Annotated in this window: 19 protein-coding genes and 8 pseudogenes; 9 read left to right on the top strand and 18 right to left on the bottom strand. The window is 64.6% G+C overall.

The genetic code is table 11. The features are described from left to right. The first annotated feature begins 650 nt into the window (after positions 1-650). Together ROP_RS35965 and ROP_RS44470 are read left to right on the top strand one after the other, a co-directional pair. A complete protein-coding gene (locus ROP_RS35965) occupies positions 651-1,079 on the top strand; it encodes a Clp protease N-terminal domain-containing protein (RefSeq protein WP_015890909.1) in 429 nt (142 codons plus the stop codon). Positions 1,080-1,096: 17 nt separating this feature from the next. After that, positions 1,097-1,237 (top strand): hypothetical protein, encoded by a 141-nt coding sequence (locus ROP_RS44470; RefSeq protein WP_231869025.1) that lies wholly within the window; start codon positions 1,097-1,099, stop codon positions 1,235-1,237. Between the two features lie 179 nt (positions 1,238-1,416). On the opposite strand, the pseudogene ROP_RS35955 reads toward ROP_RS44470, so the two are convergent. The 14 genes and pseudogenes from ROP_RS35955 to ROP_RS35895 form a co-directional block, all read right to left on the bottom strand. Continuing rightward, positions 1,417-1,902: pseudogene (locus ROP_RS35955) on the bottom strand (phosphate signaling complex PhoU family protein); the annotation flags it as partial. Positions 1,903-1,933: 31 nt separating this feature from the next. Beyond that, positions 1,934-2,383 (bottom strand): annotated as a pseudogene (locus tag ROP_RS35950) (IS3 family transposase); the annotation flags it as partial. 27 nt (positions 2,384-2,410) lie between these two features. Continuing rightward, entirely contained in the window at positions 2,411-4,747 is a 2,337-nt protein-coding gene (locus tag ROP_RS35945; RefSeq protein WP_012686759.1) for a tyrosine-type recombinase/integrase, read from the bottom strand. Then, positions 4,744-5,793, bottom strand: coding sequence for a tyrosine-type recombinase/integrase (locus ROP_RS35940; RefSeq protein WP_043826076.1), 1,050 nt, complete (start codon positions 5,791-5,793; stop codon positions 4,744-4,746). Before ROP_RS35940 ends, ROP_RS35945 begins: the two co-directional genes overlap by 4 nt. A gap of 82 nt (positions 5,794-5,875) precedes the next feature. Beyond that, positions 5,876-6,648, bottom strand: a pseudogene (locus ROP_RS41740) (IS3 family transposase); the annotation flags it as partial. Between the two features lie 439 nt (positions 6,649-7,087). After that, entirely contained in the window at positions 7,088-8,119 is a 1,032-nt protein-coding gene (locus ROP_RS35930) for an IS110 family transposase (RefSeq protein ID WP_015890905.1), read from the bottom strand. Then, on the bottom strand, positions 8,106-8,495 hold the full coding sequence (locus ROP_RS44920; protein ID WP_015890904.1) for a DUF6308 family protein: 390 nt from the start codon (positions 8,493-8,495) through the stop codon (positions 8,106-8,108). Before ROP_RS44920 ends, ROP_RS35930 begins: the two co-directional genes overlap by 14 nt. Before the next feature lie 44 nt (positions 8,496-8,539). After that, positions 8,540-8,863: a DUF6308 family protein gene (locus ROP_RS44915; RefSeq protein WP_015890903.1), complete on the bottom strand. Its 324-nt coding sequence runs from the start codon at positions 8,861-8,863 to the stop codon at positions 8,540-8,542. Positions 8,864-8,998: 135 nt separating this feature from the next. Continuing rightward, a pseudogene (locus ROP_RS35920) lies at positions 8,999-9,370 on the bottom strand (IS1634 family transposase); the annotation flags it as partial. A 106-nt stretch (positions 9,371-9,476) separates the two neighbouring features. Continuing rightward, positions 9,477-10,106, bottom strand: a complete 630-nt coding sequence (locus ROP_RS35915) for a tyrosine-type recombinase/integrase (protein ID WP_015890901.1) — start codon at positions 10,104-10,106, stop codon at positions 9,477-9,479. Then, on the bottom strand, positions 10,103-10,963 hold the full coding sequence (locus tag ROP_RS35910) for a tyrosine-type recombinase/integrase (RefSeq protein WP_015890900.1): 861 nt from the start codon (positions 10,961-10,963) through the stop codon (positions 10,103-10,105). Before ROP_RS35910 ends, ROP_RS35915 begins: the two co-directional genes overlap by 4 nt. Continuing rightward, a complete protein-coding gene (locus ROP_RS35905) occupies positions 10,963-11,892 on the bottom strand; it encodes a tyrosine-type recombinase/integrase (RefSeq protein ID WP_043826982.1) in 930 nt (309 codons plus the stop codon). Before ROP_RS35905 ends, ROP_RS35910 begins: the two co-directional genes overlap by 1 nt. Beyond that, positions 11,892-12,815 carry a tyrosine-type recombinase/integrase gene (locus ROP_RS35900; protein WP_015890898.1) on the bottom strand — a complete coding sequence of 308 codons (924 nt, stop codon included), beginning with the start codon at positions 12,813-12,815 and terminating at the stop codon, positions 11,892-11,894. The genes ROP_RS35905 and ROP_RS35900 overlap by 1 nt, the downstream gene beginning before the upstream one ends. A 146-nt stretch (positions 12,816-12,961) precedes the next feature. Continuing rightward, positions 12,962-14,227, bottom strand: a pseudogene (locus tag ROP_RS35895) (IS1634 family transposase); the annotation flags it as partial. 83 nt (positions 14,228-14,310) lie between these two features. On the opposite strand from ROP_RS35895, the pseudogene ROP_RS35890 reads away from it, so the two are divergent. From ROP_RS35890 to ROP_RS44460, 3 pseudogenes are all read left to right on the top strand, one after another. Then, a pseudogene (locus tag ROP_RS35890) lies at positions 14,311-15,698 on the top strand (IS1380 family transposase). A 211-nt stretch (positions 15,699-15,909) separates the two neighbouring features. Continuing rightward, positions 15,910-16,341, top strand: a pseudogene (locus ROP_RS45320) (transposase); the annotation flags it as partial. Positions 16,342-16,540: 199 nt separating this feature from the next. Continuing rightward, positions 16,541-17,191 (top strand): annotated as a pseudogene (locus tag ROP_RS44460) (DDE-type integrase/transposase/recombinase); the annotation flags it as partial. Between the two features lie 186 nt (positions 17,192-17,377). On the opposite strand, the gene ROP_RS35880 reads toward ROP_RS44460, so the two are convergent. Then, a complete protein-coding gene (locus ROP_RS35880) occupies positions 17,378-18,502 on the bottom strand; it encodes a helix-turn-helix domain-containing protein (RefSeq protein ID WP_015890891.1) in 1,125 nt (374 codons plus the stop codon). Between the two features lie 189 nt (positions 18,503-18,691). Between ROP_RS35880 and ROP_RS43270 the strand changes: the two genes are divergently transcribed. From ROP_RS43270 to ROP_RS40595, 4 genes are read left to right on the top strand one after another with little or no spacing between them, the layout of a single operon-like run. Next, on the top strand, positions 18,692-18,976 hold the full coding sequence (locus ROP_RS43270) for a hypothetical protein (protein ID WP_015890890.1): 285 nt from the start codon (positions 18,692-18,694) through the stop codon (positions 18,974-18,976). Between the two features lie 40 nt (positions 18,977-19,016). After that, a complete protein-coding gene (locus ROP_RS40600) occupies positions 19,017-19,295 on the top strand; it encodes an oxidoreductase (protein WP_015890889.1) in 279 nt (92 codons plus the stop codon). A gap of 2 nt (positions 19,296-19,297) precedes the next feature. Further along, positions 19,298-20,056: an oxidoreductase gene (locus ROP_RS42875; protein WP_015890888.1), complete on the top strand. Its 759-nt coding sequence runs from the start codon at positions 19,298-19,300 to the stop codon at positions 20,054-20,056. 15 nt (positions 20,057-20,071) lie between these two features. After that, positions 20,072-20,494, top strand: a complete 423-nt coding sequence (locus ROP_RS40595) for an oxidoreductase (RefSeq protein WP_015890887.1) — start codon at positions 20,072-20,074, stop codon at positions 20,492-20,494. Between the two features lie 402 nt (positions 20,495-20,896). Here ROP_RS40595 and ROP_RS35870 read toward each other — a convergent pair whose 3' ends face one another. From ROP_RS35870 to ROP_RS35860, 3 genes are all read right to left on the bottom strand, one after another. Then, positions 20,897-22,675: an acetolactate synthase large subunit gene (locus ROP_RS35870; protein WP_015890886.1), complete on the bottom strand. Its 1,779-nt coding sequence runs from the start codon at positions 22,673-22,675 to the stop codon at positions 20,897-20,899. Positions 22,676-22,810: 135 nt separating this feature from the next. After that, complete coding sequence (locus ROP_RS35865; protein ID WP_063721434.1) at positions 22,811-23,107, bottom strand: hypothetical protein; 297 nt, start codon at positions 23,105-23,107, stop codon at positions 22,811-22,813. After that, entirely contained in the window at positions 23,104-24,183 is a 1,080-nt protein-coding gene (locus tag ROP_RS35860; RefSeq protein WP_015890884.1) for a 2-oxo acid dehydrogenase subunit E2, read from the bottom strand. Before ROP_RS35860 ends, ROP_RS35865 begins: the two co-directional genes overlap by 4 nt. Between the last annotated feature and the right edge of the window lie 14 nt (positions 24,184-24,197).

The raw sequence follows: 24,197 nt of genomic DNA, 5'->3' as shown, positions 1-24,197 counted from the left end.
CGCGGCGCTGCTCCCGGCGCTCCGCGCCGGGAGACGGGGCGAGTCGCTTCGCTCCCCGCCAGGGAGCCGCTGCGCGGCTCGCAGTGGGTCGATTCCCGTTGCCGTCGATCGAGTCGCTTCGCTCCTCTGAGTTTCCGAGATTGGGTTTTCACCTGCGCTTTTAATCGCACCGTTCAATCCGGTCCCCCACACCCCAACGAGGCTGGGGAGGCGGGATGGTGCGCCCGACCCGCCACCCACTCGCCTTCCCGCGCCGCTCCATGTCATGCCCACAAGCATACCACCTTACCCCGAGCAATCCAAAACAGAATAGAATCAACAAACACTCAAAAATATTGATCTACAACACTTTTCGAAACTTACAATCTGGTATTTGTGCACAACACGCCATAAATCGTTACTTTCCAATCGATTACCGAAACACGTTGCCAATCAACATCTTTCAAATCCGCCTCCAAAACGGACGAAACGGGCACCCGCGCGCCGCCGACGCCGGCACTCCGTCGCCGGCACCCCCACATCACAAACCGGGGACATGTCATCACACCAGGTCACAGCACCATTACGCCCAAGGGTGCCAATGTCGCATCGATCCCACCCATAACCACCCACACACCCCCCAGAATGAACAGCAGAGAATTCAGCAGTACTTGCGTCGCTCGCGGCGACGCCTGGGAGGGAGCGCGTCATGGTGTTCGAGAGATTCTCCGATCAAGCCCGTCAAGTGGTCGTCCTCGCCGCCGGCGCCGCCCGCACCCACCACCAGAACTGGCGTCGGCACCGAACACCTGCTGGTCGGGATCCTCGACGCCGGCGGCCCCGGAGCGTCAGCGCTGACCTCATGGGGCGTCAGCGCGCCGGCACTCGAGAGCAAGCTCCAGGGCGCCAGCGCACCGGCGGCATCCGCCCCGGCCGCCGGGCACATCCCATTCACCCCGAAGACGAAGAAGGTCCTCGAAGCCAGCCTGCGCCAGACCGCCCTGCTCGGGCACGAGGAAATCGGCACCGACCACCTCCTCCTGGCCCTACTCGACGACCCCGCCTCCACCGGCGCTGAAAATCCTCACCCACCCTTGTAACCCTGCCCATCGGCGAAATGCGTGAGCACCTCAGACACGAACTCGCCCAGCAGCCCACCCCCGGTCCCGCCCACCGCATCCCCATCCGGCTCAGCGACGACGAATACACCCGCGCCCACACCGCCGCCCACACCGCCGGCCAGAACCTCGAAACCTGATCCACAACCGCATCACCGACGCCCTCAAACAACCCGAATAGCAGGTTCAGTCGGGGGTGAAGAACAGCTCCATCGACATGACGAAACACGCCACCAACGGACCGAACGCGCACACCAACGGGCAGGGCGAAGTCCACACTCGGATCGGCCGCGGCGATGCGGCCCGCGACGGCGACGACCTACGGGGTCACCTGTTCCCCGGTGACGAGGAAAACCACCCGGCGCCCGACGGTAACGGCATGGTCACCGAAGCGCTCGTAGAAACGCCCCAACAAGGTCACATCGACCGCGGCCGGGACGGTGCCGGTCCAGGCCGGATCCTCGATCAGGGTGAGCAGCCGACGATGCAGGTCGTCGAGCTCGTCGTCGCGTCTGCCGATCTCGACGGCCAGATCAGGATCGTGCGTGCGCAGGACCCGTTCGGCGAGGCCGGCCAACTCGGTCGCCACCCGCCCCATCTGGGAGAGCAATTCCTCCGCCTCACCGGAGGCGACGTGCTCGGGATGGCGGCGGCGGACACTCTCGGCCACATGCTGCACCAGCCCGCCCATCCGACTCAGATCCGTCACCAGGTGCACACCGGTGACAACCTGACGCAGATCCCGTGCCACCGGTCCCTGCAACGCCAGCAGCGCCATCGCCAGGTCCTCGCACGGACCACGTATGAGGTTGCCCCTCGGGAGTGGACACCGGATTTCATGCGGCGACTGACAGCGTAGACGAGGCGATGAGTCGTTGTTCGAATTCCACTGGGGTGAGGTATCCGAGGGCGGAGTGACGGCGACGTCGATTGAAGTACGAGAGCCACTCGAACAGGTCCAGCCGTGCCTGCGACTTCGACGTCCAACTCCGTCCGTGCAACCACTCCCTCTTGAGTCCTTGGAAGAACGACTCGGCGAGAGCATTATCGTAACTCGAGCCGACCCGTCCTCGACTTTGCTGAATCCCATGACGGCGGCATACATCGACGAAAGCTGCTGCGGTGTACTGCGTTCCGCGGTCGCTGTGGAAGATGACGCCACCGACGTCACCGCCGCGGGTGCGCACCGCCATCTCGATCGCGTCCGTGACGAGATCGGTGCGCATGTGGTCGGCGATGGACCAGCCCACCACCCGGCGTGAGCAGATGTCGATCACCGTGGCCATTATGTGGAATCAGGATTGTCAAGTTCATCAGGGTTCTCCGTGTCGGACTTGCACGATCGGCAGCAGGGTCACGGTCGGGGACGTACCGATCTCTCGTGGGGTGGGCCCGGCGGGTGTAGGGAGGTCGGTGAGGCGCTCGAGCAGCGCCGCGACGGCGGTGTGTCCGTCATCGACGGCGGCGCGTTCGTCGTCGGTGAGCGGGATGCTGGTGAGCATGCGTTGTAGGTTGCCGCTGGCCTCGAGTAGCTGGGCTTTGCTGGAGTCTTTCGGCGTGTAGAAGTCGCAGCGTGCGCAGGCCATCCGGTGCTGGCACTGCTCGAAAAAGGTGTAGCTGCACCAGCCGTGGCCGAGGTCGTAGTGCTGCCAGGGTTGGCCGGTGGCGGCGCCGCCGGAGGTGACGGCGTCGCGGTCGACGAGCACTTCGATGGTGCGTACGTTGCGGGCGAAGTAGCCGGCTTCGTTGTAGGCCTTGGACAGCGTGTTCGGGGTGATTTTCGCGTAGTGCTGGGTGGTGTTCGGGGTGCGGTGGCCGAGCCAGGCCTGCAGCTCGAACAGTGTCATCGGTTCCTTGGCGTTGTAGAGCTGGGTCGCGATCGTGGAGCGGGCCCGGTGACTGGTGATGTTGCCGCGGACGTCGCTGCTCGGAACACCGGCCTTGGCGCAGAGCGCGGGAATGATCGTGCGGTTGATGTAGTTCTTTGCGACCGGGTGCGCGCGGAAGGCGAAGAGCATGTCCACCTGTTCGCTGGTCTTGCGGTCGAGTGTCTTCGGCTGAGGCGGGCGCAGGGCTTGCCAGGCCTCGAGCGCCTGTCCCAGAAGGGGATCGACGGGTTTCGTGAACGCGGTGCCGGTCTTGTGGACGGGGACCTCCAGCAGGCAGACGGCGTCCTCAGCGAGCACGTCGGGTGAGTCGGCAGCAATGGGCTGACCGTCGTGTTGCCAACGCACGCAGCCAACTCGCAGCCGCGATAGCTCGTCGCTGCGCAGTCCGCCGAAGAGCCAGGTCAGTGTGATCGCCCGGATCAGCTCCATTGGGTAGTAGGTGTGGGCGGAATTGCCGGGCAGGTCACTCGAGTCGAGATTGAGCCCGGCCCAGAGCAGCTTCGCCCACACATCGTCGGCAATGACACGCGGGTTGGTGCCGATCAGTGCGGACACGCTGCGGGGCAGTGCGAGTGCCCGGGCCGGGTCGAAGCGACGATCGATCCATTCCCACTCCTGGCAGTCGCGGAAGAAGGTGCGGGTGGCCATGAGAATGTGGGCTTTGGTGCGTGGGGAGATCGGGTCTCCGGTGCGGGCGCGGAGGTGGTCGCGGCGTTGGACGTAGTCGCCGACGGTCATGCGGTCCACGGCCGCGACCCAGGCGGCGCTGGTCTGGCGGGTCCATTGCCCGGGTTCGGTGATCTCGGGATGTTCGGCGGCGAGCCACCGCCCGGCCTTGGCCAGGATGGTGCGGATGGTCCTGCGGACCCGCGGGGTGAGCGTGGAGGTGTCGTGCCAACGGGCGACCCAGTTGGCCCAGCTGTCGGTGGTGCCTTCGATGACGGCGTAGGGGTTGTCTCCGGTGCGCACCGGCGGGTCGCAGTGTCCGAGTGCGGCGACGGCACGTTGGAGCGCGTAGAGCATCTCGCCTTGGTGATCGTTGGTGGCTGGGTGCACGCGCAGCCGGTCGAATGCCGCGGTATCCAGATCCTCGAGCCTGGAACTGCGGTTGATCAGCAGGGCCTGGCTGAGCCCCCCGCGCAGTCGGTGTTTGCCGATAAAGACGCCGCGGTACCCCCACTGGTCCAGGACCGCGCTGGCCTGGCGCATCGACTCCTCGATCGCCTCGGCGCCGAAGACGAGGCGGGCCAGGTGCAGCCGGTTGAATGTGCCCAATAGTTGGAAGGCGTCGAAGCTGCCGAGCAGATAGGCCAGAGCGACGAGGAAGGGACGCACGGTGGTCTCGGTAGGCAGTTCCCTGGCCGCGACGAAGGCCTCGGCGCTCGAACCACACAGCTGCGCCCAGTCCTCGCTCGTCCACGCCCAGTAGGACCGGCCGGTGTCCGCGCAGTTCTGCAAGATGATAGCGGCCGCGTGCGCCCCGGCCCGCCGAAACCGGGCGTCATCGCCATGATGCAACCCGGCCCGCGCGGTGTCGAGCGGCTCGACGAGCCGCACCAGCGCCGTCCAGTGGGTCGCGGTCCGGCGTGGGATTCCCCGCGCTCTATTGCGGCGCAACGCCTTCGGGCTCAAATCGCGCAGTGCTCGGCGCTCCGCATCGGTCAGCTCCTCCCGGCGATCGTAGCGTTCGAGGGACACCGGAAACGTCGACGCCGGCCACGTGGCATCCGCCTCGCCGACGGCACGAACCGCGGCGGTCACGCCGGACCCGTCCCGTCGGGTGCGGTGAGCATGCTGATGCGCTGCGCATGCAGGTGCGTCATTGCACGATTCAGCTTCTCCGCAAGATCCCGACCCGACAGGTGAATATAGGTCAGCGTCGACTCGGTGGAACGGTGCCCGGCGAAGGTTGCGATCGCATGCAGCTCCCAGCCCATTCGCGCCAGGTCGGTCAGACACAGGTGTCGGGTGGTATGCGTAGAGAACTGCGGAACATCAGCAGCCAACGCGACTCGCCGCACCACCTTCGACCAGCTCCACAAGCTCAGCGGCTCACCGAAATTGCGCCGTGACTCGGACAAGAACAGCGGCCCCCGGGCGCGGCTGATCCCGGCCCGGTGGGCGAGGTAGCCCGACAGCAGCACCCCGGTCGCCGCAGAGTACGGCACCACCCGCCCTCGACGGGTCTTGGTCGTCTCCGGCCGCACCCGCAGCATGCGGTGCGCGGGATCGAGATCGTCGGTACGGAGCGAGCACAGCTCTTCACGGCGCAGCGCCGAGTCGTAGGCCAGCGCCAGCATCAGCCGGTTACGGATCGGCTCGAGCCGGAAAACGTCGAGCAGCTGCAACCACTCGGCCTCGCCGGGGATCCACGGCAACTTGACCATCCGCGGGACGAGCGGCCGGGGCTGCCCACCGAAGTGCCGGCCCGGCGTGTAACGCCCGCGACCGACCGGGTTGGACTCGCGGACCCCCTCCTCGACCAGGAAGTCGTAGAACAACCGCACCGGAACCAGTCGCTGCTGCAGCGTCGCGTTCGCCAGACCCGAACCCGAGTCCAACGCGACAACATTGGTACCGCGCCGACTCGGTCGAGTCCGCAAGTCCCTTACAAACAAGGCGATTTGGGCCCGGGTCGCGACAACCGGATCGACGCCTTCACGCTCGCAGACGAGCAGGTACTCGGCCAGGCCGCGAGCGTACGCATCGATCGTGCGAGGCGCCCGCCCCAGATCGGTCCAGATCTGCAACCACTCGGCCGCCCGCTCGTGCCGGCACAGGACCGGCCACTTCTCTTCCAAGATCATCGACACAGTCAACAGGGCCCCTCAGCTCGTGGTGACACCGCGGGACGAACAACCGACCCCCGGCGTGATTCCACGTAACTAATAAGAACAACCACGAGGATCCCACGGGGATGTAGGTGATGTCCCCACACCATTTGGTATCGACAGCCGTAGCGGTGAAGTCTCGCATCACCAGATCCGGCACCGACGGAGCCGACTTGTCCGCGATGGTCGTGCGCTTGCTGCGGCGCAGGTGCCGGCCGACCACGTGGTGGATTCGCATCAGCCGGGTCACCCGTTTGCGGTTGATCTTGCGTCCGCGGGAGCGGAGTTCGGCGTGAACGCGCGGGGCGCCGTAGGCGCTGCGGTGCTCGGCATGGATGGCGCGGATCTCGGCGACTGTCGCAGCCTCCTCCGCCGCGTGCTCGGCGCGAGCATCCTCGGTGGCCAGGTGCCTGTAGTAACCGGAGCGGGAGGTTCCCAGCACCCGGCACAGCCGCTGCACGCCGAACTCGGCGCGATGGTCGGAGATGAAGTCCCAGCGGCGGGTCTTCACTTCACCTCTTTCGCGAAATACGCGGCTGCCCGGCGCAGGATGTCGCGTTCGAGCTGCCATTCCTTCTCGGCACCGCGTAACCGGGCGTTCTCTGCCCGCAGCCGCGCGAGCTCGTCCGCTTGGGTTTCCCCACCGGCGGTGCTGCGGGCCTCCTGGCGTCCATTGCGGGCGGTGTCCTTGCGGACCCACGTCCGTAGCGTTTCGCCACTGATGCCCAGGTCCGCGGCGACCGCCGCGTATGTGCGCTGGCCGTCGGCCGCGCGGTACAGCGCGATCGCGTCTTTCCGGAATTCCTCCGTGTACAGAGACTGGCGTCCCACTTCGACATCCCTCCTGGCTCTACTAGAACCATTGTCATCCCTGTAGGAGCGGGGCCTTGTCAACGCCCCGTTTCGAAGGTTTCGGGCTATGAATGGGCAGCGCCGGATCGGGCGGGGTGTCCAGACACAGCGCCCGCAGCGGCAGCGAGGACGAATGGTCTTGATACCGGACCGATCCTGCGCCAGAATCGCGAGGGTCCGAATACTCTCGGGCCTCCTCGATGCATCAAGTCGTTGTTATGTGGTTGTGGTGCAACGTCTCCAACGTTGGTGGGGTGGGCAGGGCCGAGGCAGTACTCGGCTGCCGGTCATCCCTTCGCCCGGCGGTGCGGGCATGGAGCGGTGCGCTGCAACATGCGGGATCAATCAGGGTGACGACCACGCTCACGGGGAGGGGTCAGACAATGGAGCGACCTCGCGCATGTTGCGTCCGAGCTGCTCATGCTGCCGTCTGCCCGTGGGACAGTGCGCGGATGTGCCCATCCCGCAGCCCGTAGTAGACGAGCGTGAGCAGTTTGCGGGCCGCGGCGACCTTGGCGATATTCCGGCCGCGGCGGGCTTCGATGCGTTTGCGGTCGGCCGAGATCTTGGACGTGTCCGGGTGTCGTTGGATGGCCTCGACCGCAGCCCAGCGGACCAGCTTGGAGCCCTGCTTTGTGATGTGACCGCGGTGCACCACCGTGTCTGATTCGCGGTGTTTGGGGGTCAGACCGGCCCATGAGCACAGGTGAGCGGGATCGGCGAACCGGTGCACGTCTCCGATCTCGGCGACAAAGACCGCGGCCAAGGTGGGTCCGACGCCGGGCAGTGCCTGGATTGCCGTATAGCCGCGATGGTGGTGCAGTTCGCCGGCGATCCCAGCGGTGAACCTCGCCTCGTGAGCATCTAGGACATCGATGAGTTCGAGTAAAGAGGTCACCCGCTGGGCATACGCGTCCCCGAGCGGCACCCGCGCCAGCTTCGCGCGTCCGGTGACACCGAACAGGTCCGACACCGGGATCAAGACTCCCGCCTTCGCGAGCACGGCGTGCACCTGGGCCTTCAGCCCCGAGCGCAGAGCCACGACCTTCGCCCGATAGCGCACCAGTTCACGTAGCTCCCGTGTGGCAGGCGGGGCAATCCAGGCCTCGGGTAACCGATGCATCCGCAGCAGATCCGCCAGATCGCCGGCGTCACGGACATCGTTCTTGACCCGCCGATACCGAAATCCCTTCACACCCAGCGGATGCGCGAGATGCACACTCGCGCCGGCCGCCTCTAAGGCATCAACAGCCCAGTACCACCCGTATGTGGCCTCGAGCACCACCTCCGGGTTCGGACCCGCCTTCTCGATCTGCAGCGCCAGCGCCACCGGGTCGTTGACGATTCGCACTACCGCCAGTTGCTCACCGGTGTCCGTCTGACGGACAATCACCGATCGCTGCCTGTGCAGATCGATCCCGACAATCTGTTTTCCTTCATACTCGTCCATAGGGGCCTCCTACGCCGTGATGGAACTTGAGACCCCCAGCATTCGCCAGGAACCACCTGGAGCGGGAGGCCCCGCCCCTACATGGCATCAGGGGTGTCCACTCCAAGGGTGCAGCCTCACGTAACTCCTCGATCTGTTCGTTGAGGTCGAACACCCGCAGTGCCGAGATCTCCTCGGGCAAACCGGCGGTGTCGCGGACGTTCAGCAGCCGGTGGTGCAAGGCCGCGTCATCGGCCCGCAGCGCCTCCCGGACCGGGTTCAGATGTGCTCGCTCGGTGCCCAGGACCTGACTGACAACGGAGTCCCAGATCGGGTAGAGCCGGGGGCGTTTGCGGGCGATCAGCTTGGTTGCCTTCGTTCGGCCGATCCCCGGCAACGCCCACAGGGCCGTTTCCAGGTCCCAGGCAGGCCACCCCGGGGTCAGCGAGTCCGGTTCGTCAAACCCGGTCCCGATCCGGGCCTACCGCCCGGAGAAGGGCGTTCAGCGCCTCCGCATCGGTGTCGAGGATGACCCGTGCCGCGGCCGGTGGGATCTGCACGGACAGGAACACCCGCCGCAACCAGGTCGTCCGCGGTGAACCGGTCCGCCTCCCCGGCCCGATTACCGGTGCTGGACCAGGAGTCGAAGTGCGCGCCGACGTAGGCGTCGTCGCCCAGGTACGGGCGGTCGTAGTACTTCGTCAGCGCCGCGATTGCCGCAGTATCCGAGTCGGTCGCGAGAGTGGTCGGCAGCCGCAATGTCATACCCCGCACCCTCTCACCCCCAGGCGACCGCGACCGGGAACCGAGACGAAGGGGTCGCTACGCGCCGAACCCGGAATCAGGGGCGGTGTCGGCCGCGGCGCGGCCGCCGGCCGTCTCCTGAGTTGGCTCATTTCGTTAGTGCGTGAGTCCGGGTCCGGTGATCTTGTCGATGAGGTCGCGGGTGTCGGGGTCGAGTTCGGGTGGGAATGTGTGTCGGGTGCCGTTGATCGCGATGGTGGCCGAGCGGAGAGGTCGGAGTCGTTTGAGGACGTTGCCGATCGCTAGTCCGCTGCGGTGTTGGGCCAGGTAGGACACCGCCAGGGCGGCGAACACGATGGTCAGGTGCGCTTCGATCGCGTCGCGGGTGCGGTGGAAGATCGGCCTGGCTCTCAGGTCAGTTTTCGACATGCGGAACGACTGCTCGACGTGCCAGAGGTCGTGATACTTGCCGATCACCTCGCCGGGTTCCATCAGGGTGGCGGGGATGTTGGTGACATAGCCTTTCTTAGGTCGAGTTCGACCTAAGAAAGGTTAGGACGATGTCGGGGTTATGCCGACATGGGTCGCATCGTTGCTGGTAGTGGCCTCGTCACCGGTGGATTGTTCGGCATAATCACAGGCCTTGCAGCCAAGCCAGAAGTGAGTCCGGTGGCGTGTAGTCACCCGCCACGACGTCCGGTTGACGTGTCCGTTCGAGAGCGCGTCGTTTGATGTCCATGTCGGCGTGTAGGTAGATGCTGGTGGTCGCGGTGGATTCGTGGCCGAGCCAGAGTGCGATGACCGCGGTGTCGATGCCGGCGGCGAGGAACCGCATCGCCGCGGTGTGTCGGAGGGTGTGGACGGTGACGTGGGTGCCGGCGAGTTCTGGACAGGCGCGTGCTGCCCGGCGCACGTGGGTGCGCAGCCGTTGCCCGATCGCGTCGACGGACAGTGGTTCGCCTCGCGGGTTGGGGAACAACGCGTGACCCGGATGCGTGTGTCGTTCGTGCAGATAGGTTTTCAACAACGCGGCGGTGGCGGTTGTCAGGGGTGTGGCGCGGTGCTTGCGTCCCTTTCCGGTGCAGGCAACATGCGCGGCGGTGCCGAGATGAACACTGTCGACGGTCAAGGAGATCAGTTCGCTGACGCGCAGCCCGGTGTGGGCAGCGAGCGTGAACATCGCCTGGTCCCGTCGTCCGGTCCAGGTCGTGGTGTCGATCCCGTCGAGCAGTGCTTTGACCTGCGTGGCGGTGAGGTAGCTCAACTGCGGTCGCGGGTGAGCCAGAGTGCGATGACCGCGGTGTCGATGCCGGCGGCGAGGAACCGCATCGCCGCGGTGTGTCGGAGGGTGTGGACGGTGACGTGGGTGCCGGCGAGTTCTGGACAGGCGCGTGCTGCCCGGCGCACGTGGGTGCGCAGCCGTTGCCCGATCGCGTCGACGGACAGTGGTTCGCCTCGCGGGTTGGGGAACAACGCGTGACCCGGATGCGTGTGTCGTTCGTGCAGATAGGTTTTCAACAACGCGGCGGTGGCGGTTGTCAGGGGTGTGGCGCGGTGCTTGCGTCCCTTTCCGGTGCAGGCAACATGCGCGGCGGTGCCGAGATGAACACTGTCGACGGTCAAGGAGATCAGTTCGCTGACGCGCAGCCCGGTGTGGGCAGCGAGCGTGAACATCGCCTGGTCCCGTCGTCCGGTCCAGGTCGTGGTGTCGATCCCGTCGAGCAGTGCTTTGACCTGCGTGGCGGTGAGGTAGCTCAACTGCGGTCGCGGGTGTTTCTTGACGGGGATCGCCTGAACTGCCGCGATGGTCTCGAGGTGCTCGGGCATGGTCGCGCACTCGAAGGCCAGCACCGCCTTGATCGCGGCCAACCGCAAATTGCGGGTGGCGATACTGTTGCCCCGTTCGTTCTCGAGGTGGTCGAGGAACGCGGTGACGCACCGGTGGTCGATATGTGCCAATTCGAGTGCGTGGGGCGGGATCTGCGTGCGTTCGGCGACGAACGTGAGCAGCAGTGCCCAACTGTCACGGTAGGTCCGGATCGTGGCCGGGCTCAGCGCCCGCTGGGTGAGCGCGTAAGTGGTGAAGTACCGCTGCAGAATCGGGGCGAGACGGTGGTTCATCACCACTCCTGGCCGTGGTCGAGGCGCCCGGCGGCGATCGCCGCGACTTCCGGGGCGGCCTGCAGATACCAATAGGTGTCGACCGGGTTGCAATGCCCGAGCCAGAAGGACAATACGGCGAACGTGTGCCCGGGATCGCGTCCTGTCCGGTAGGCCTCGACCATCGTCAGGGTGGCGAAACTGTGGCGCAGATCGTGCAGGCGTGGACGGGCGCCGGCACGATGGTCCAGTCCGACACGGCGGACCAGCTGGCCGAAGCCACCGCAGACGGTGGAGTAGGAGACCGCGGTGCCTGTGCCGGTGACGAACAGCGGCCGATCGGTGCCGGTGCCCAGATCGCGTCGAGGCGGGTCGTGGAGGTAGGCCCGTAACGCCTCGGTGGTGCTGTTATCGAGGCAGACGATGCGTTCGCGACCGAGCTTCGCGTGCCGGATCATCAGGGTGTTCTGCTCGGTGTCGAGGTCGCCGACATTCAGGTGCAGCGTCTCACCGATGCGCATTCCGGTGACGAAGAGCAGCCCGATGAGGGTGCGCATGGTGGCGGCACGCAAGGGTGTGAACATCGCATCGGTGGCGTCCATGAGGTCGACGACCTCGCAGGTCGAATACAGATACGGGGTGGCTCGGCGAGACGAGGTCGGTGTCTGCCGGGAGGCCGGCACGACAACGGGTAGGCCGGATCCGGCGAGGTAGAGCGCGAAGCCCCGCACGATCGACAAGCGAGCCGACACCCAGGAAGGTGCTGCCTGATCAGGGAGGTTCGCCCAGGTCAGCGCATCGGCGTTGCTGAACAGCAGACCGTCGTCGCGGCTGTCGGGCAGCGAGGCGACGAACTGCGGGAGCAATCGTTCTATCTTGCGGCTCGGTTGGAATCCTCGTGCGATGCGGAAGTCGAGGTACTCGTCGATGAGGACAGTCCAGGTGGGCATCACTGCCCCCTGACCGGCCACGGGCGGGCAAGGGGACGCATCGACGCGAGGTCGAACGACGAGTACGCCATGGTGACCTGCCGGGTGGCGTGACCGAGCAGCTCACCGACCTCCTCGAACGTGCCGCCACCGACGAGCACGGCGCGAGCAGCACTGTGCCGCAACCGGTGTGCGTGCACCATCCCCAGACCCGCCGTGCGGGCATTGCGCTCGACCACCTGCGTCACCGCCCCGCGGGTCATCGGCACCGGCGCCCCGTAGTTCGTGAGGAATACTTCACGGTGAGGGGTCGGAGTGGGACGCCGCTGCAGGTACTCCACCAAAGCAGAGCCGACATCGCCGGGAATGGGCAACTCGAGGACGTTCCCTCCTTTGACCCGCACCCTGACTTTCGCATGCGCCCAGTCGATGTCGTCGAGGCGAAGTCCGCCGACTTCGCCGGCACGGAATCCGAGCCGGGACATCAGGACCAGCAGTGCGTAATCGCGGGTTCCGCCCAGAGTGTGCCGATCGGGTGCCGCTAACAGGCGTACCAGTTCGTCCGGGTGTAGCGCCTTGGGGATCTTGCCGGACCGATGAGTGATCACCGGGCCGACTGCGCCGGTCAGATCCGAGCTCATCTGTCCGGACATCCACGCAAACCGCAGAAAGATTCGCAGCGCAGTTGCCTTGAGTTTCAGTGATTGTGGAGCGTAACGTTCGCCCAGATCTGTGACATACGAACGGACCTGTGGCCCCGACAACTGTTCGAGGTCGACCGCAGCTGCCGACTGCGCGACAGTGTTCAGGAACGCTCGTGCGTGTCGGGTGTAGCACTGGCGGGTCATCTCGGATGCGTTCTTACCCGTGATCAGGTAACGGTCGAAGTCCTTGATCGCGTCGTCGATCATGATCCAGCGAGTGCCATCGTCGGTGGTGGACATGGCTGTGTTTCCTTCCCTTCGACACCAGGGAACACCAGCATTACGCCTGACTCGGCATTCGGTGATTATGCCGAACAATCCACCGGTGACGAGGCCACTACCAGCAACGATGCGACCCATGTCGGCATAACCCCGACATCGTCCTAACCTTTCAACCCGATCAGCGACCGGGCCCGCTCGATCGATGCGGTGTCGAGGCTGCGTCCCTTGCCGGTGGTCTTGACGAACCGGGTCGATTTCGGGGCTTTCGCCCCGTCGACGACCTCGCGGGCTCGGGTTTCCTGGGCGTTCAAGGTCTGGTTGTCGCGGACCGCGCGGCGTTTCGAGTACTGCCAGACCGCCCGCCACGACTTCGGGTGCCTGGCCGGATCCCAGACCGGTTCGGTGCGGTGACGGATGTTGTTGACGGTGCTCTTCGCATGCCGCGGCGTGACGGTGTCGATGACTTGTCCGTCGACGAAAACGTCTCCTTTCCAATGGAAATGGTTCGACAGATCGATGGGTGCTTTGGTGACGCGGGAGCCGACGATGAACTTCAGGCCGGCGTCGTCGAGGTCCTTCAAGTTACCGGCGGAGAGCATCCCGGCGTCGGCGGCGACGACCATCTCGACCCCGGTGATGTCGTGGCGGGTCTGGAACTGCCGGATGATCGGGACGATGGTGTGGGTTTCGGCCTTGTTCCCCTCGAAACATCCGACTTCCAAGGGGAATCCGGTCCGGTCGACGAGCAGACCGACCACGATCTGCGGATCGACGCGGCGTTCTTTCGAGTAGCCGACCTTGCGGAGCTCGTCTTCCTTCTCCGCCTCGAAATACAAGGTCGTGACGTCGTAGAGGATCAGGGACAGGCCACCTGTTTCGGCGGCATGCTCGAAACATTTCGTCGCGATCTGGTCCCGGTAGTCGCGGTCGACGATCCACCGCAGGTGCCGCTTGATCGTGGCGTAGCTCGCCGGGGCCTTCCCGAGGTCACGAACCACCCTGGCGGCGTCGAGTTTCGAGCCGGGCTCGACGATTCGGGCGATCACTAGATCCCGGAACACCTCGTCGCCGAGCACTCCGAAACCGAGCTGGTCGTAGAGACTTTCGAGGATCTGCCGCAGTACCACCGACCCCGTCGACGCGGTCCGCCCCGGCGCATCGACGACCGGCCGGTCATCCGCGGCTGGCAACAACACGCCCTGGCCCGCCGCCAGGACGCTCGCCGCCGGTGTTTGCGGGGTGACGCCCAGGTCGAGGGCCTGTTGATCGGGCTCGATCCACGCTCGGGCCCGCTCGAGAAGCATCCCGAGCTCGACATCGGTGTGCGCTGACCCGATGTGCTTGACGATCTCCTGCCGGCCGTTGACATAGCGGGCGACCTGCACCGCTGTGGCCCCGGACTTCGTCCGGACCCGCCTGATGAACGTCACCCGACGAGGGTAGACCGGCGCCGTTAGTGCGTGAAACCGCCGCCGTAGACACGAGAAGTGCCAGGTCAAGAGATTGGAACGTCATTCCTCACCGAGAAGTGAGCCAAGACAGGTTCGACGAACCCAATCTCGTGTCGGCGGCAGGGGTTGGTCCCGGTCCTCGGACTCGCCGAACAGGCCGGCCTGTCGGAGCTGATCGACGCCCATGTCGACCTCACCTCCACGAGGGTGGCCTCGGGTGCGGCGAACCCGGTCGGGAAACTGGCCTCGATCATCGGCGGGATGTGTACCGGAGCGGATGTCATCGACGACATGACCCTGCTCCGGGCAGGCGGGATGCCCGCCCTGTTCGACCAGGTCTACGCACCCGTCGACCCTGGGGATCTTCCTGCGCGAGTTCACCTACGGACACAGCCTGCAGTTCGGGGCGGTGCTGCGCCGGCATCTGATCGCCCTCGCCGCCCGCACCCCGCCGCTGCCCGGCATCGAGGACCGGGCGTTCCTCGACATCGACTCGTTGCTGCGCCCGGTCTTCGGGCACCAGAAACAGGGAGCGTCCTACGGGCACGCGGAGATCGCCGGCCGCGCTCTGCTCCGCAAGGGGCTGTCGCCGCTGGTCACGACCTTGTCCACGGGGCAGGCGGCGCCGGTGGTCGCGGAGATGCGGCTGCGGGCCGGCAAGACCGGATCCGGCCGCGGCGCCGCCTCCCAACTGCGCTCGGCAATCAGCACCGCCCGCGCCTGCGGTGCGACGGGCAAGATCATGGTCCGCTGTGATTCGGCGTTCGGAAACAAGGCCGTCATCGGTGCCGAGGTCACCGCCGGCATCGAGTTCTCCCTGGTGATGACCCGCAATCCGCGCATCACCCGGGCCATCGCCTCCATCGATGACGGCGACTGGATACCGGTGCACTACCCCGGTGCGGTCACCGACCCCAACACCGGGGAGCTGATCTCCGACGCCGAGGTCGCCGAGGTCGAGTACACCGCGTTCTCCGGACGCCACCGGGTCACCGCCCGCCTCATTGTGCGCCGGGTCAAGGACGCCAACTACCCGGATGCATTGTTCCCGGTGTGGCGTTACGACCCGTTCTTTACCAATTCCGACCTGCTGACCGTCGACGCCGACATCACCCACCGCAAACACGCGATCGTGGAAACGGTGTTCGCGGACCTGATCGACGTACCACTCGCGCACGTACCCTCCGGTCGTTTCGGCGCGAACAGCGCCTGGGTGCTCTGCGCCGCGATCGCCCACAACCTGCTGCGCGCCACCGGCACCCTCGCCGGCGGCCGCCACGCCGTGGCCCGCGGGGCCACGGTGCGCCGGCACCTGGTCAACGTACCGGCCCGATTCGCCCGACCTGCACGCAAAACCGTGCTCCACCTTCCAGCTCACTGGCCGCGACAAGACGACTGGACAACCTTCTGGGACAGCATCATCGACTACGAACCTCCGCAAGCGGCCTGACCCCGACACCCCGGCTACACGGCCCCGACCCAGGAATACCGAACGTGGATAAGCTGACAACCCGGTCAGCAGATCAGCCACGCCCCGAAAACCGTCGCCCATCGGCATCACCAAATAGATCGACCCGAAATCACCGAGATCACCGATCCACGGATTGAGGCTTAGAGTGCGAGAAGGGGCTGCGCCACCTTCGATTGACATCTGACCTGCGATGGATCTGCCCTCACAACGGTTGAGCAGGAATGCACCACGCATGGGCACACGAATGGCCGACTCAATCCTGACAGCACTTGACAGCAAGCTATCGTCATCGTGGGCGCTGACGCCGCAAAGACCGTCATTCCGAAACTGGCGAAGCGGGTCTCATCGCTCCAGAGGCAACTCCTCGACATTGCCAACGAAGTCGCTGCCGTGTCAGACGCGCCCTTTTCATCGGGTCCTGATCTCGATGCCCGGAATAGTGGGCAGGACTACCGCATACATCATCACCGAAGTATCCGGCAAAGAGTTCGTCTCCGCCGGGCACCTCGCGTCCTCCACCAGCCTCGCGCCCGTCACCCGACCGTCGAGATCATCCATCCGCAGAGAGCTCCGGTCACGACGCGGCAACAAGAAACTCAAACGCGTGCTCTGTCTTTCAGCGTTCGCAGCACAGCAAGGCCGCGAATATCGCGACTACGACGAGCGCAAACGAGCACGGGGCAAAAGCTATAACCTAGCCCCCCGTCCCGCACTCACCCGCCGGCGATGCGACGTTTTCTTCGCCATGCTTCGAGACGGCACCCCCTGCCAAGCATCCGACGAACCACCGCACCTGCTTAAGGGCGGCATAGTGGCACTACATGATGTCCCCGCTGGTCCTCGACCTTTCCGCGGACCTATCGCCGTCTCGGTGACCTGCCGGGTGCTGGGATGTCCCGGCAATCCATCTACAAATGGAGCACCACTCCCGTCTCGCAGTGGGACTGGGACGACGCCCACGTGATCAACGCCGCACTCGACATCCACGCCGACGAGCCGGCATTCGGTTGCCGGTTCATCACCGACGAGCTACCCGAGTACGGCATCACCACTGGTGAGAACCGTCCAGCGTCGGTGCTCGCAGCAGCGGATCTTCTCGGTGTTCGCCAAGAACGCGGTCTCAATCGCAAGGCCGGCCCGCCCGTCCACGACGACCGACGGCCCGCAAGTTCATTGTCGATCTACCAGATCGGCTGCGGCTCGCCGACATCACTGAGCTTCGACCGACGGCGGTAAGCTCTACCTCTGCGAGATCAAGTACTGCTTCTCCAACCGGATCGTCGGATACTCGATCGCCAAACGCATGACCGCGGGATTGGCCTGCTCCGCGTTAGGCCACGCCATCGCACTACGCAACCCGGTCGGCACGATTGTGCATTCGGATCGCGTTAACCGGTTCCGATCCCACGTGTTCGTGGACGCGTTGTTCAAAAAATGGGTTACACGTTTCCATGCAGCAGGTCAGCGCGTGCCTGCACCGAAAAAGTCCGACGTGGAGACCCAGGAACGGGACGTCGGCTGGCGTTGGGGAGTCGGGATTTGACATGAGTCTCCTCACATGACGCCAAGTTCGTCAATGGCGAATGCTGCACAGGCCCGTGCACGTTTGCATACGCGCGACGCCGGCTGACCTCGTTCTGAATGCACGATCGCGGAGGTCATGCTAGGCGGCACGCGATGAGCGACTTGGTGAGGCCATCGAACGTGCGCGGATCCCAGCTCACCAGTCGAGTCCACCGCTCCAGTCGATAGGTCACGGTGTTCGCGTGTAGGTGCATCCCCTTGGCCGTCCTGGCAACGGACATGTCCGACGACGCATACGCGAGCACCGCTTCCGCGAGATGAGGGTGTGCTCGGGCGGTCTCGACTGCGCCGGCAATCAGCGGTTCGATCAGATTCTCGTTCACTGCGACGCACGAGTACGGCCACACGTCTGCGAACCGGGCAACCGGACGAGCCTTTGACGTTGCCGCGATGGCGAAGCGGGCGTCGCACAGACTCATCATGGCTCCGACTAGCCCGCCGCGGATCATGCCGACTCCGACCTGCCCGTCCGCCAGGTTGCCCGTTGCGATCCCCACGATGTTCGGCAGGGAAGTGCCCTGCGCGACGAGATGTACGTCCAGGTCGTTGTAGGCGTACGCGATCCGCGCGCCGCTTCGCGTCATCTCGTCCTCGAGCTCTCTCGACAGTGCCGACTGGTCTCCGACACGTCGCCACAATAGAGCTATGAACTCGCCCTGCGGATCGAAGTCGAGAGCGTCGGCGATGCGCTCCGTCTCGGCGTCGAGTTGGCGGCCTTCGAGCAGCTCGACAAAGCGCTGCGACAGCGTGATCCGGTGGCCCTGCTGCGCTCGGGTGATGTCCCCGTGCGCGGCGGACAGCGCGGCCCCGATGACATGCAGGGACTCCATCATCAGGGCGGCGACGCTGGGAAGGACGGGTAGTGCGTCGCCCGCGAGATCGCACAACGTGCGCCATAGTTCGCGGTCCCCCACGTGATAGGAACCGAGCAGCACCTCGATCGGAATCCCTTGGCGCGCCCGGTGGTGGGCAAGTGTCACCACAAGCTCTAGATCCGTGGCGTCGGGCGGCCGACGCTCGGCGATCTCCTTGATCCGGCGCCTGTGCAGCTCGGCGACATCGGCCAGGTGTTCGTCGCGCGGGACCATTGCGTACTCCGGCAGATCCGCGCGCACCCGGCCCGTGACACCAGATGCTAGTTCCGGTAGCGAGGCCAGCGCCCGATCGCACAGCCGTCGCACGCTTGCCCACTCGTCCAAGAGGAATCCCTGCCTTAGTTTGTAGTTATCACTGAGAAGAGTACCCAGTCTCAGTCAGATCTTGCGCTTACCACCGAAGACAAAACCCGCTGACCGACACCATAATTGGTGCCTACTTACAACAATCTTGCATCTGGGTCGGCGGGGTCAAACGGCGTCGACCCAGTGACGTGTCCCTCTGGAGTGCGTGTGACTTCTACAGGTGGCCGGGCCGTCCGGCTCGAAGACAGATACCAGCTTGTTGACGGAGCGGTACTCCTGTCCGGGCTGCAGGCACTGGTCCGGATCCCCATGGAACAATGCCGACTGGATCGCCGAAACGGGCCGAACACGGCAACATTCATCTCGGGCTGTGAGGGTTCGCCGTTGGCCGGGTACGACCGCGAGCTCACCCGGCAGCGAAAGCTACTCGATGAGCACAACATTGTGTTCAAGCCGAGTGTCAACGAGGAACTCGGTGCCACCGCCGTATAGGGCTCCCAGCTGGCCTCGACAATGGAAGGCATGCCCTACGATGGCGTCGTCGGGATCTGGTACGGCAAGGCTCCAGGCCTGGACTGCCACCGATGCCCTGCGGCACGCCAATCGCGGCGGCTCCGCCGCACACGAGGGCGTACTGGTTCTCGTCGACGACGACTCGATCGCCAAGTTCTCCACCGTGCCCAGTTCGTCGGAAATGGCGATGGCCGAGATAGGGATGACCGTACTCTCGCCGGCCGATGCGCAAGATATTCTCGACTTGGGTCTTCACGGAATCGCGTTGTCACGGTATGCGGGCTGTGGACAGGGCTGAAGGTGGCGACGAATGTCGCGGACGGCGCCAGCACAGCCACCGTTCGCTCCGGCAGTGTCAATCCAGCATTCCTCGACCGGACAATCGACGGCGAAGATCCTTCGCACATAGTCTCGGCCAACTTCATGCAACCCACCCTCTCCGACCTGGAAAAGACGCTCGTGACGACGCGCGTCGAGCTGGCCCGTCGCTATGCCCACGCCAATGAACTCAACAAGGTCGTCGGCGATCCTTCGCCCGGGGTCGGAATCGTGGCGGCCGGAGCGACCTACCTGGATATTCGACAGGCACTGACCATGCTCGGCATCACCGAGGAAACACTGGCCTCGTCCGGGGTGCGCCTGCTGAAACTCGGTATGGTCTCGCCGCTCGAACCGAAGTCATCCACGAGTTCGCCGCTGGCCTCGATGAGCTCGTCGAGGAGAAGCGCGCCTTCATCGAGCTCGGAATCAAGGACCTGTTGTACGGCGCAACGAACGCCCCGGTGGTCCTCGGCCGGCGGCCGCCGGACGGAGACGTCCTGTTCCGGTCGAATGCCGACGTCTCCCCACGGTCATGGCCAAGGCCGTCGGCCCACGGATCCTCGAGCACCTGATGTCCCCTCCGCGCGCGTCTGGCTTGATCCCCGCGGGTCCAGGCGACCTAGGATCAACCTCCTGCCGTTGGCGGACCGCACGCCCTACTTCTGCTCCGGATGCCCGCACAATCGCTCGACCGAGACACCGGATAGCTCGCTCGTCGGTGCCGGGATCGGTTGCTAGAGTCTCGCGACATTTATGGACGAGGACCGGGTCGGCAACATCGTGGGCCTGACCCAGATGGGCGGTGAGGGCGCGGCGTGGATCGAATTGGCTCCCTTCGTTTCCCATGATCACATGCTCCAGAACCTCGGCGACGGCACCTACCATCACTCCGGATCTCTCGCCGTTCGCGCCTGCGTCGCGGCCGGCTCGAACGTCACCTATAAGTTGCTCCACAACGGCGCGGTTGCGATGACCAGCGGCCAACAGGCAGTCGGCAAGATGGCAATTCCCGAGATCGTCGCCGAACTCCTCGCCGAAGGCGTCGCCAGGATCGTCATCACCACAGAAGTTCCGAAGAGGTACAAGAGGATCTCCGCCTTCCGCGCGGTGTCGACGTGCGCCATCGCGACCGACTGGTCGAAACCTAGACCGAGCTGTCCCAGGTCAAGGGGGTGACCATGCTCATCCATGACCAGGAGCTGACGGCGCATATCACGGCTATTCCCATGATCATGGCATTCCCAGACGGCAGTGTTCGTCTACTCATAGGCCGGAGTGCTACCAAAAGCCGCACTCCACAAGCTCGTCTTCAACGGCAAAGAATTCATCTGGACCCGGCCGAGACTCAAGCTCGCAACTCGCACGGAGTTCAGGTCAGGTCTGTCCGAGCACTGTTCACAGTGCCACGAACTCACAAGTCGCATATCTGGGTAGAGTGCCGAACGTATCGTTTCTCGATTGGCTGCTCGAGAAGGACACCTTCCCGAAAACAACGAGCCGGCGACAAAGCAGTCGCGCTCCCGGTTCGACTCCTCACGTCGTTCGGGTCGATGCGGGCGACGTATCCGCAAGACCAGGTTATTCATCGTCGAAGAACGGTCGCACATTGCGTGCGGCCATGATCTCGTCGTTGCTCGTGCCAGCAGCCACCATCGGCCATACCAGGCTCTCGGCTGAAACGACAAAATCGATGACAACCGGCCGATCGTTGATAGCCCGGGCTTGGGCGACCACATCGGCAACGTCCTCTTCACGCTCGCAGCGCAACGCTACACATCCGTGTGCCTCAGCGAGTTTGACGAAGTCCGGTATCCGCTGAGTGTGCGCGGACAGATCCACGCTGGCGTATTTCTCCTTATAGAACAGGGTTTGGAGTTGCCGAACCATACCGAGTTTTCCGTTGTTGATAAGGGCAATCTTGACCGGAACTCTCTCGATTGCTGCTGTCGCTAGCTCCTGATACGTCATCTGGAAGCAGCCGTCACCGTCGATAGCCCACACCTCGCGTTCTGGGGCCCCAATCTTCACACCCAACGCAGCTGGGATCGCAAAGCCCATCGTGCCGAGCCCTCCCGAATTGACCCAGGTTCGGGGATTCTCGTACTGGATGAAATGCGCCGCCCACATCTGATGTTGGCCGACACCCGAAACGAAAACGGCGTCGGTGCCCGCGGCACGTCCTACCGCCTCGATGACGTACTCCGGTGACAGCATCCCATCGGAGGGACGGCTGTAGTTTAGAGGATACCGCGCACGAATATTGTCAAGATACGATCGCCAGTTGGCGAGATCAGCAAGTGGGCGCGAATCCTTCTTTACCAGTTCGATCAGCGCGGAAACTGCTCTCTTGCAGTCGCCAACGATAGGTACGTCGGCATAGCGGTTCTTGCTGATCTCCGCGGGATCGATGTCCACATGGATGATCTTTGCGTTCGGTGCAAACGAATCGATCCGTCCGGTAACTCGGTCATCAAACCGCGCCCCGAGCGCGATGATCAGATCGCATTTCTGCAACGCAGCTACGGCAGCGACCGTCCCGTGCATGCCGGGCATACCGTAGTGAAGTTCGTGACTATCGGGGAACGCTCCGCGTGCCATGAGGGTAGTGACGACCGGGATGCCGATTAGCTGTGCAAGCTCCATCAACTCGGCGGAGGCGTCCGCCTTGATCACTCCACCGCCTACGTAAAGAACGGGCGCGACTGCCTCGACAATCAGATTCGTGGCTGCTCCTAGTTGCTTTGTGTGAGGCTTCGGGACCTTTCGATATCCGGGTAGTGCGACCTCTTGCTGCCACGAGAATGCTGTAGTTGCCTGCAGGATGTCCTTCGGGATGTCGACTAGCACTGCGCCCGGCCGGCCCGATGACGCGATATGGAATGCTTCAGCGAGGATCCGGGGGATGTCATCGACGGACGTCACGAGGAAATTGTGCTTTGTGATCGGCATCGTCACTCCGCAAATGTCGACTTCCTGGAATGCGTCTGTTCCAATCAATCCGCGACCGACCTGGCCGGTGATCGCAACAACGGGCACGGAGTCCATCTGCGCATCTGCCAGGGGAGTGATCAGGTTCGTTGCCCCAGGCCCGGAAGTGGCCATGCACACGCCGACTCTGCCTGTGGCCTGCGCGTAGCCCGTGGCGGCATGGCCGGCGCCCTGTTCGTGCCGCACGAGGACGTGACGCACACGCGTTGACTCGTACAGGGGGTCGTACACGGGCAATATCGCGCCCCCAGGCATCCCGAACACACACTCGACGTCGAGTTCCTCAAGCGCACGGACGACAGCCTGGGCGCCAGTCATACTCTCCGGGGAACGCACCCGGCGAGGTTGTAATGCCGCGGTGACTTGCACTGAATCACTCGATAGCAGTGCCAGGCGTCGTTGCTCCGACTGGCTACTGACTGTCTCTACACTCACGGCATGTCGTCCTCGCACTAATGGGCAGGAGAGCACTTCCCGCCTAGGAATCTTGGTCTCAACGTGTATTCAATCGACCCGCACGTCAATCGACGACGCGCGATCGGGGTTGGGGGGAAAGCTACTCAGCTTTCCCGCACAGAACTCACGAAGCCTGTTTCGAGTCGCGAAATCGATTCCCCCGCACGACCGGGACTCGAGAATGCGCGCGAGACGCAGGTAGAAATTGTCGGGGGTGATCCCAAATTGAGGCAGGATCTCCTCGTCTCCTCCTCCGAACGGAGCCCAGGCGATCACGTACCCCAACATCGCCTGCTGATCCTCCGTGAGAGGCTTTAGATAGCCTGATGCTCGCCGGTCGATCATGCAATGTCCTTGCCGGCAAAGCCTGCTTCCAAACGTGTCTTCACTGCCCCGAGGTAGCGGGCGGCGTCGGCGCCGTCGACGATGCGGTGGTCGTAGGAGAGTGAGAGGTACGCCATCGACCGGACTTCGATCTGGAGTGATCCGCCGTCGCCGCGGGTGGGGACGAGGCGTTCGACGACGGCTCCGATTCCCAGGATGGCGGATTGGGGTTGGTTGATGATCGGGGTGTCGAACAGTGCCCCGCGGCTGCCGGTGTTGGTGATGGTGAACGTGCCGCCGGACAGGTCATCGGGGCGGATCGTATTGTTACGCACACTGTCTGCGGAGTCGGCGATCCGCCGGGCGAGGTCGGGGATCCGCAGCGCACCTGCATCGCGGATGACGGGCACCATCAAACCTCTGTCGCTGTCGACGGCCATCCCGAGGTGCACCGCCGAGTGGTAGGTCACCTCAGTGCAGTCGGCATCGAGCGAGGAGTTGATCACCGGGTGCTCGTCGAGCGCCTCGACGGCGGCGACGACGAAGAACGGCAGGAACGATAGCTTCACCCCGGTGCGGCGATGGAAGCTGTCTTTCTCCTGTGCCCGCAGCCGCGCGATGGCGGTGACGTCGACCTCGACGACGGTGGTCAATTGCGCTGACGTCTGGAGGGATTCGACCATCCGCCTGGCGATGGTGCGGCGAATCCGGGGCAGCTTCTCCACCCGGTCGCCACCGGCTGTCGGCGCAACGGTCGATGAAGGACCCGGCGTCGGGACGGGGTCCAGTGCCGGGGTCGGCGTGGCCACGGGGGCCGGAGCCGGTGTGGCCGCGGCGGCGCCTTCCTCCGCACCGAGCACAGCCACCACCGCACCAACCTCGACGAGCGCGTCTTCCTGCGCGACGATCTCGAGAAGAATGCCGGCGGCGGGGGACGGAATCTCGGTGTCGACTTTGTCGGTGGCCACCTCGAGCAACGGTTCATCGTGCTCGATGCGGTCACCGGGGGCTTTGAGCCAGCGGGTGATGGTCGCCTCGGTGACATTCTCGCCGAGTGACGGCAATACCATCGTGGCGCCGTTGTGGGTTGTGGTCATGTTAAGTCTTTCGG

Source organism: Rhodococcus opacus B4 (assembly GCF_000010805.1).
Taxonomy (GTDB): domain Bacteria; phylum Actinomycetota; class Actinomycetes; order Mycobacteriales; family Mycobacteriaceae; genus Rhodococcus_F; species Rhodococcus_F opacus_C.
The sequence above is the reverse complement of the archived record's forward strand: the minus strand, read 5'-3'. Positions and strand labels throughout refer to the sequence as shown.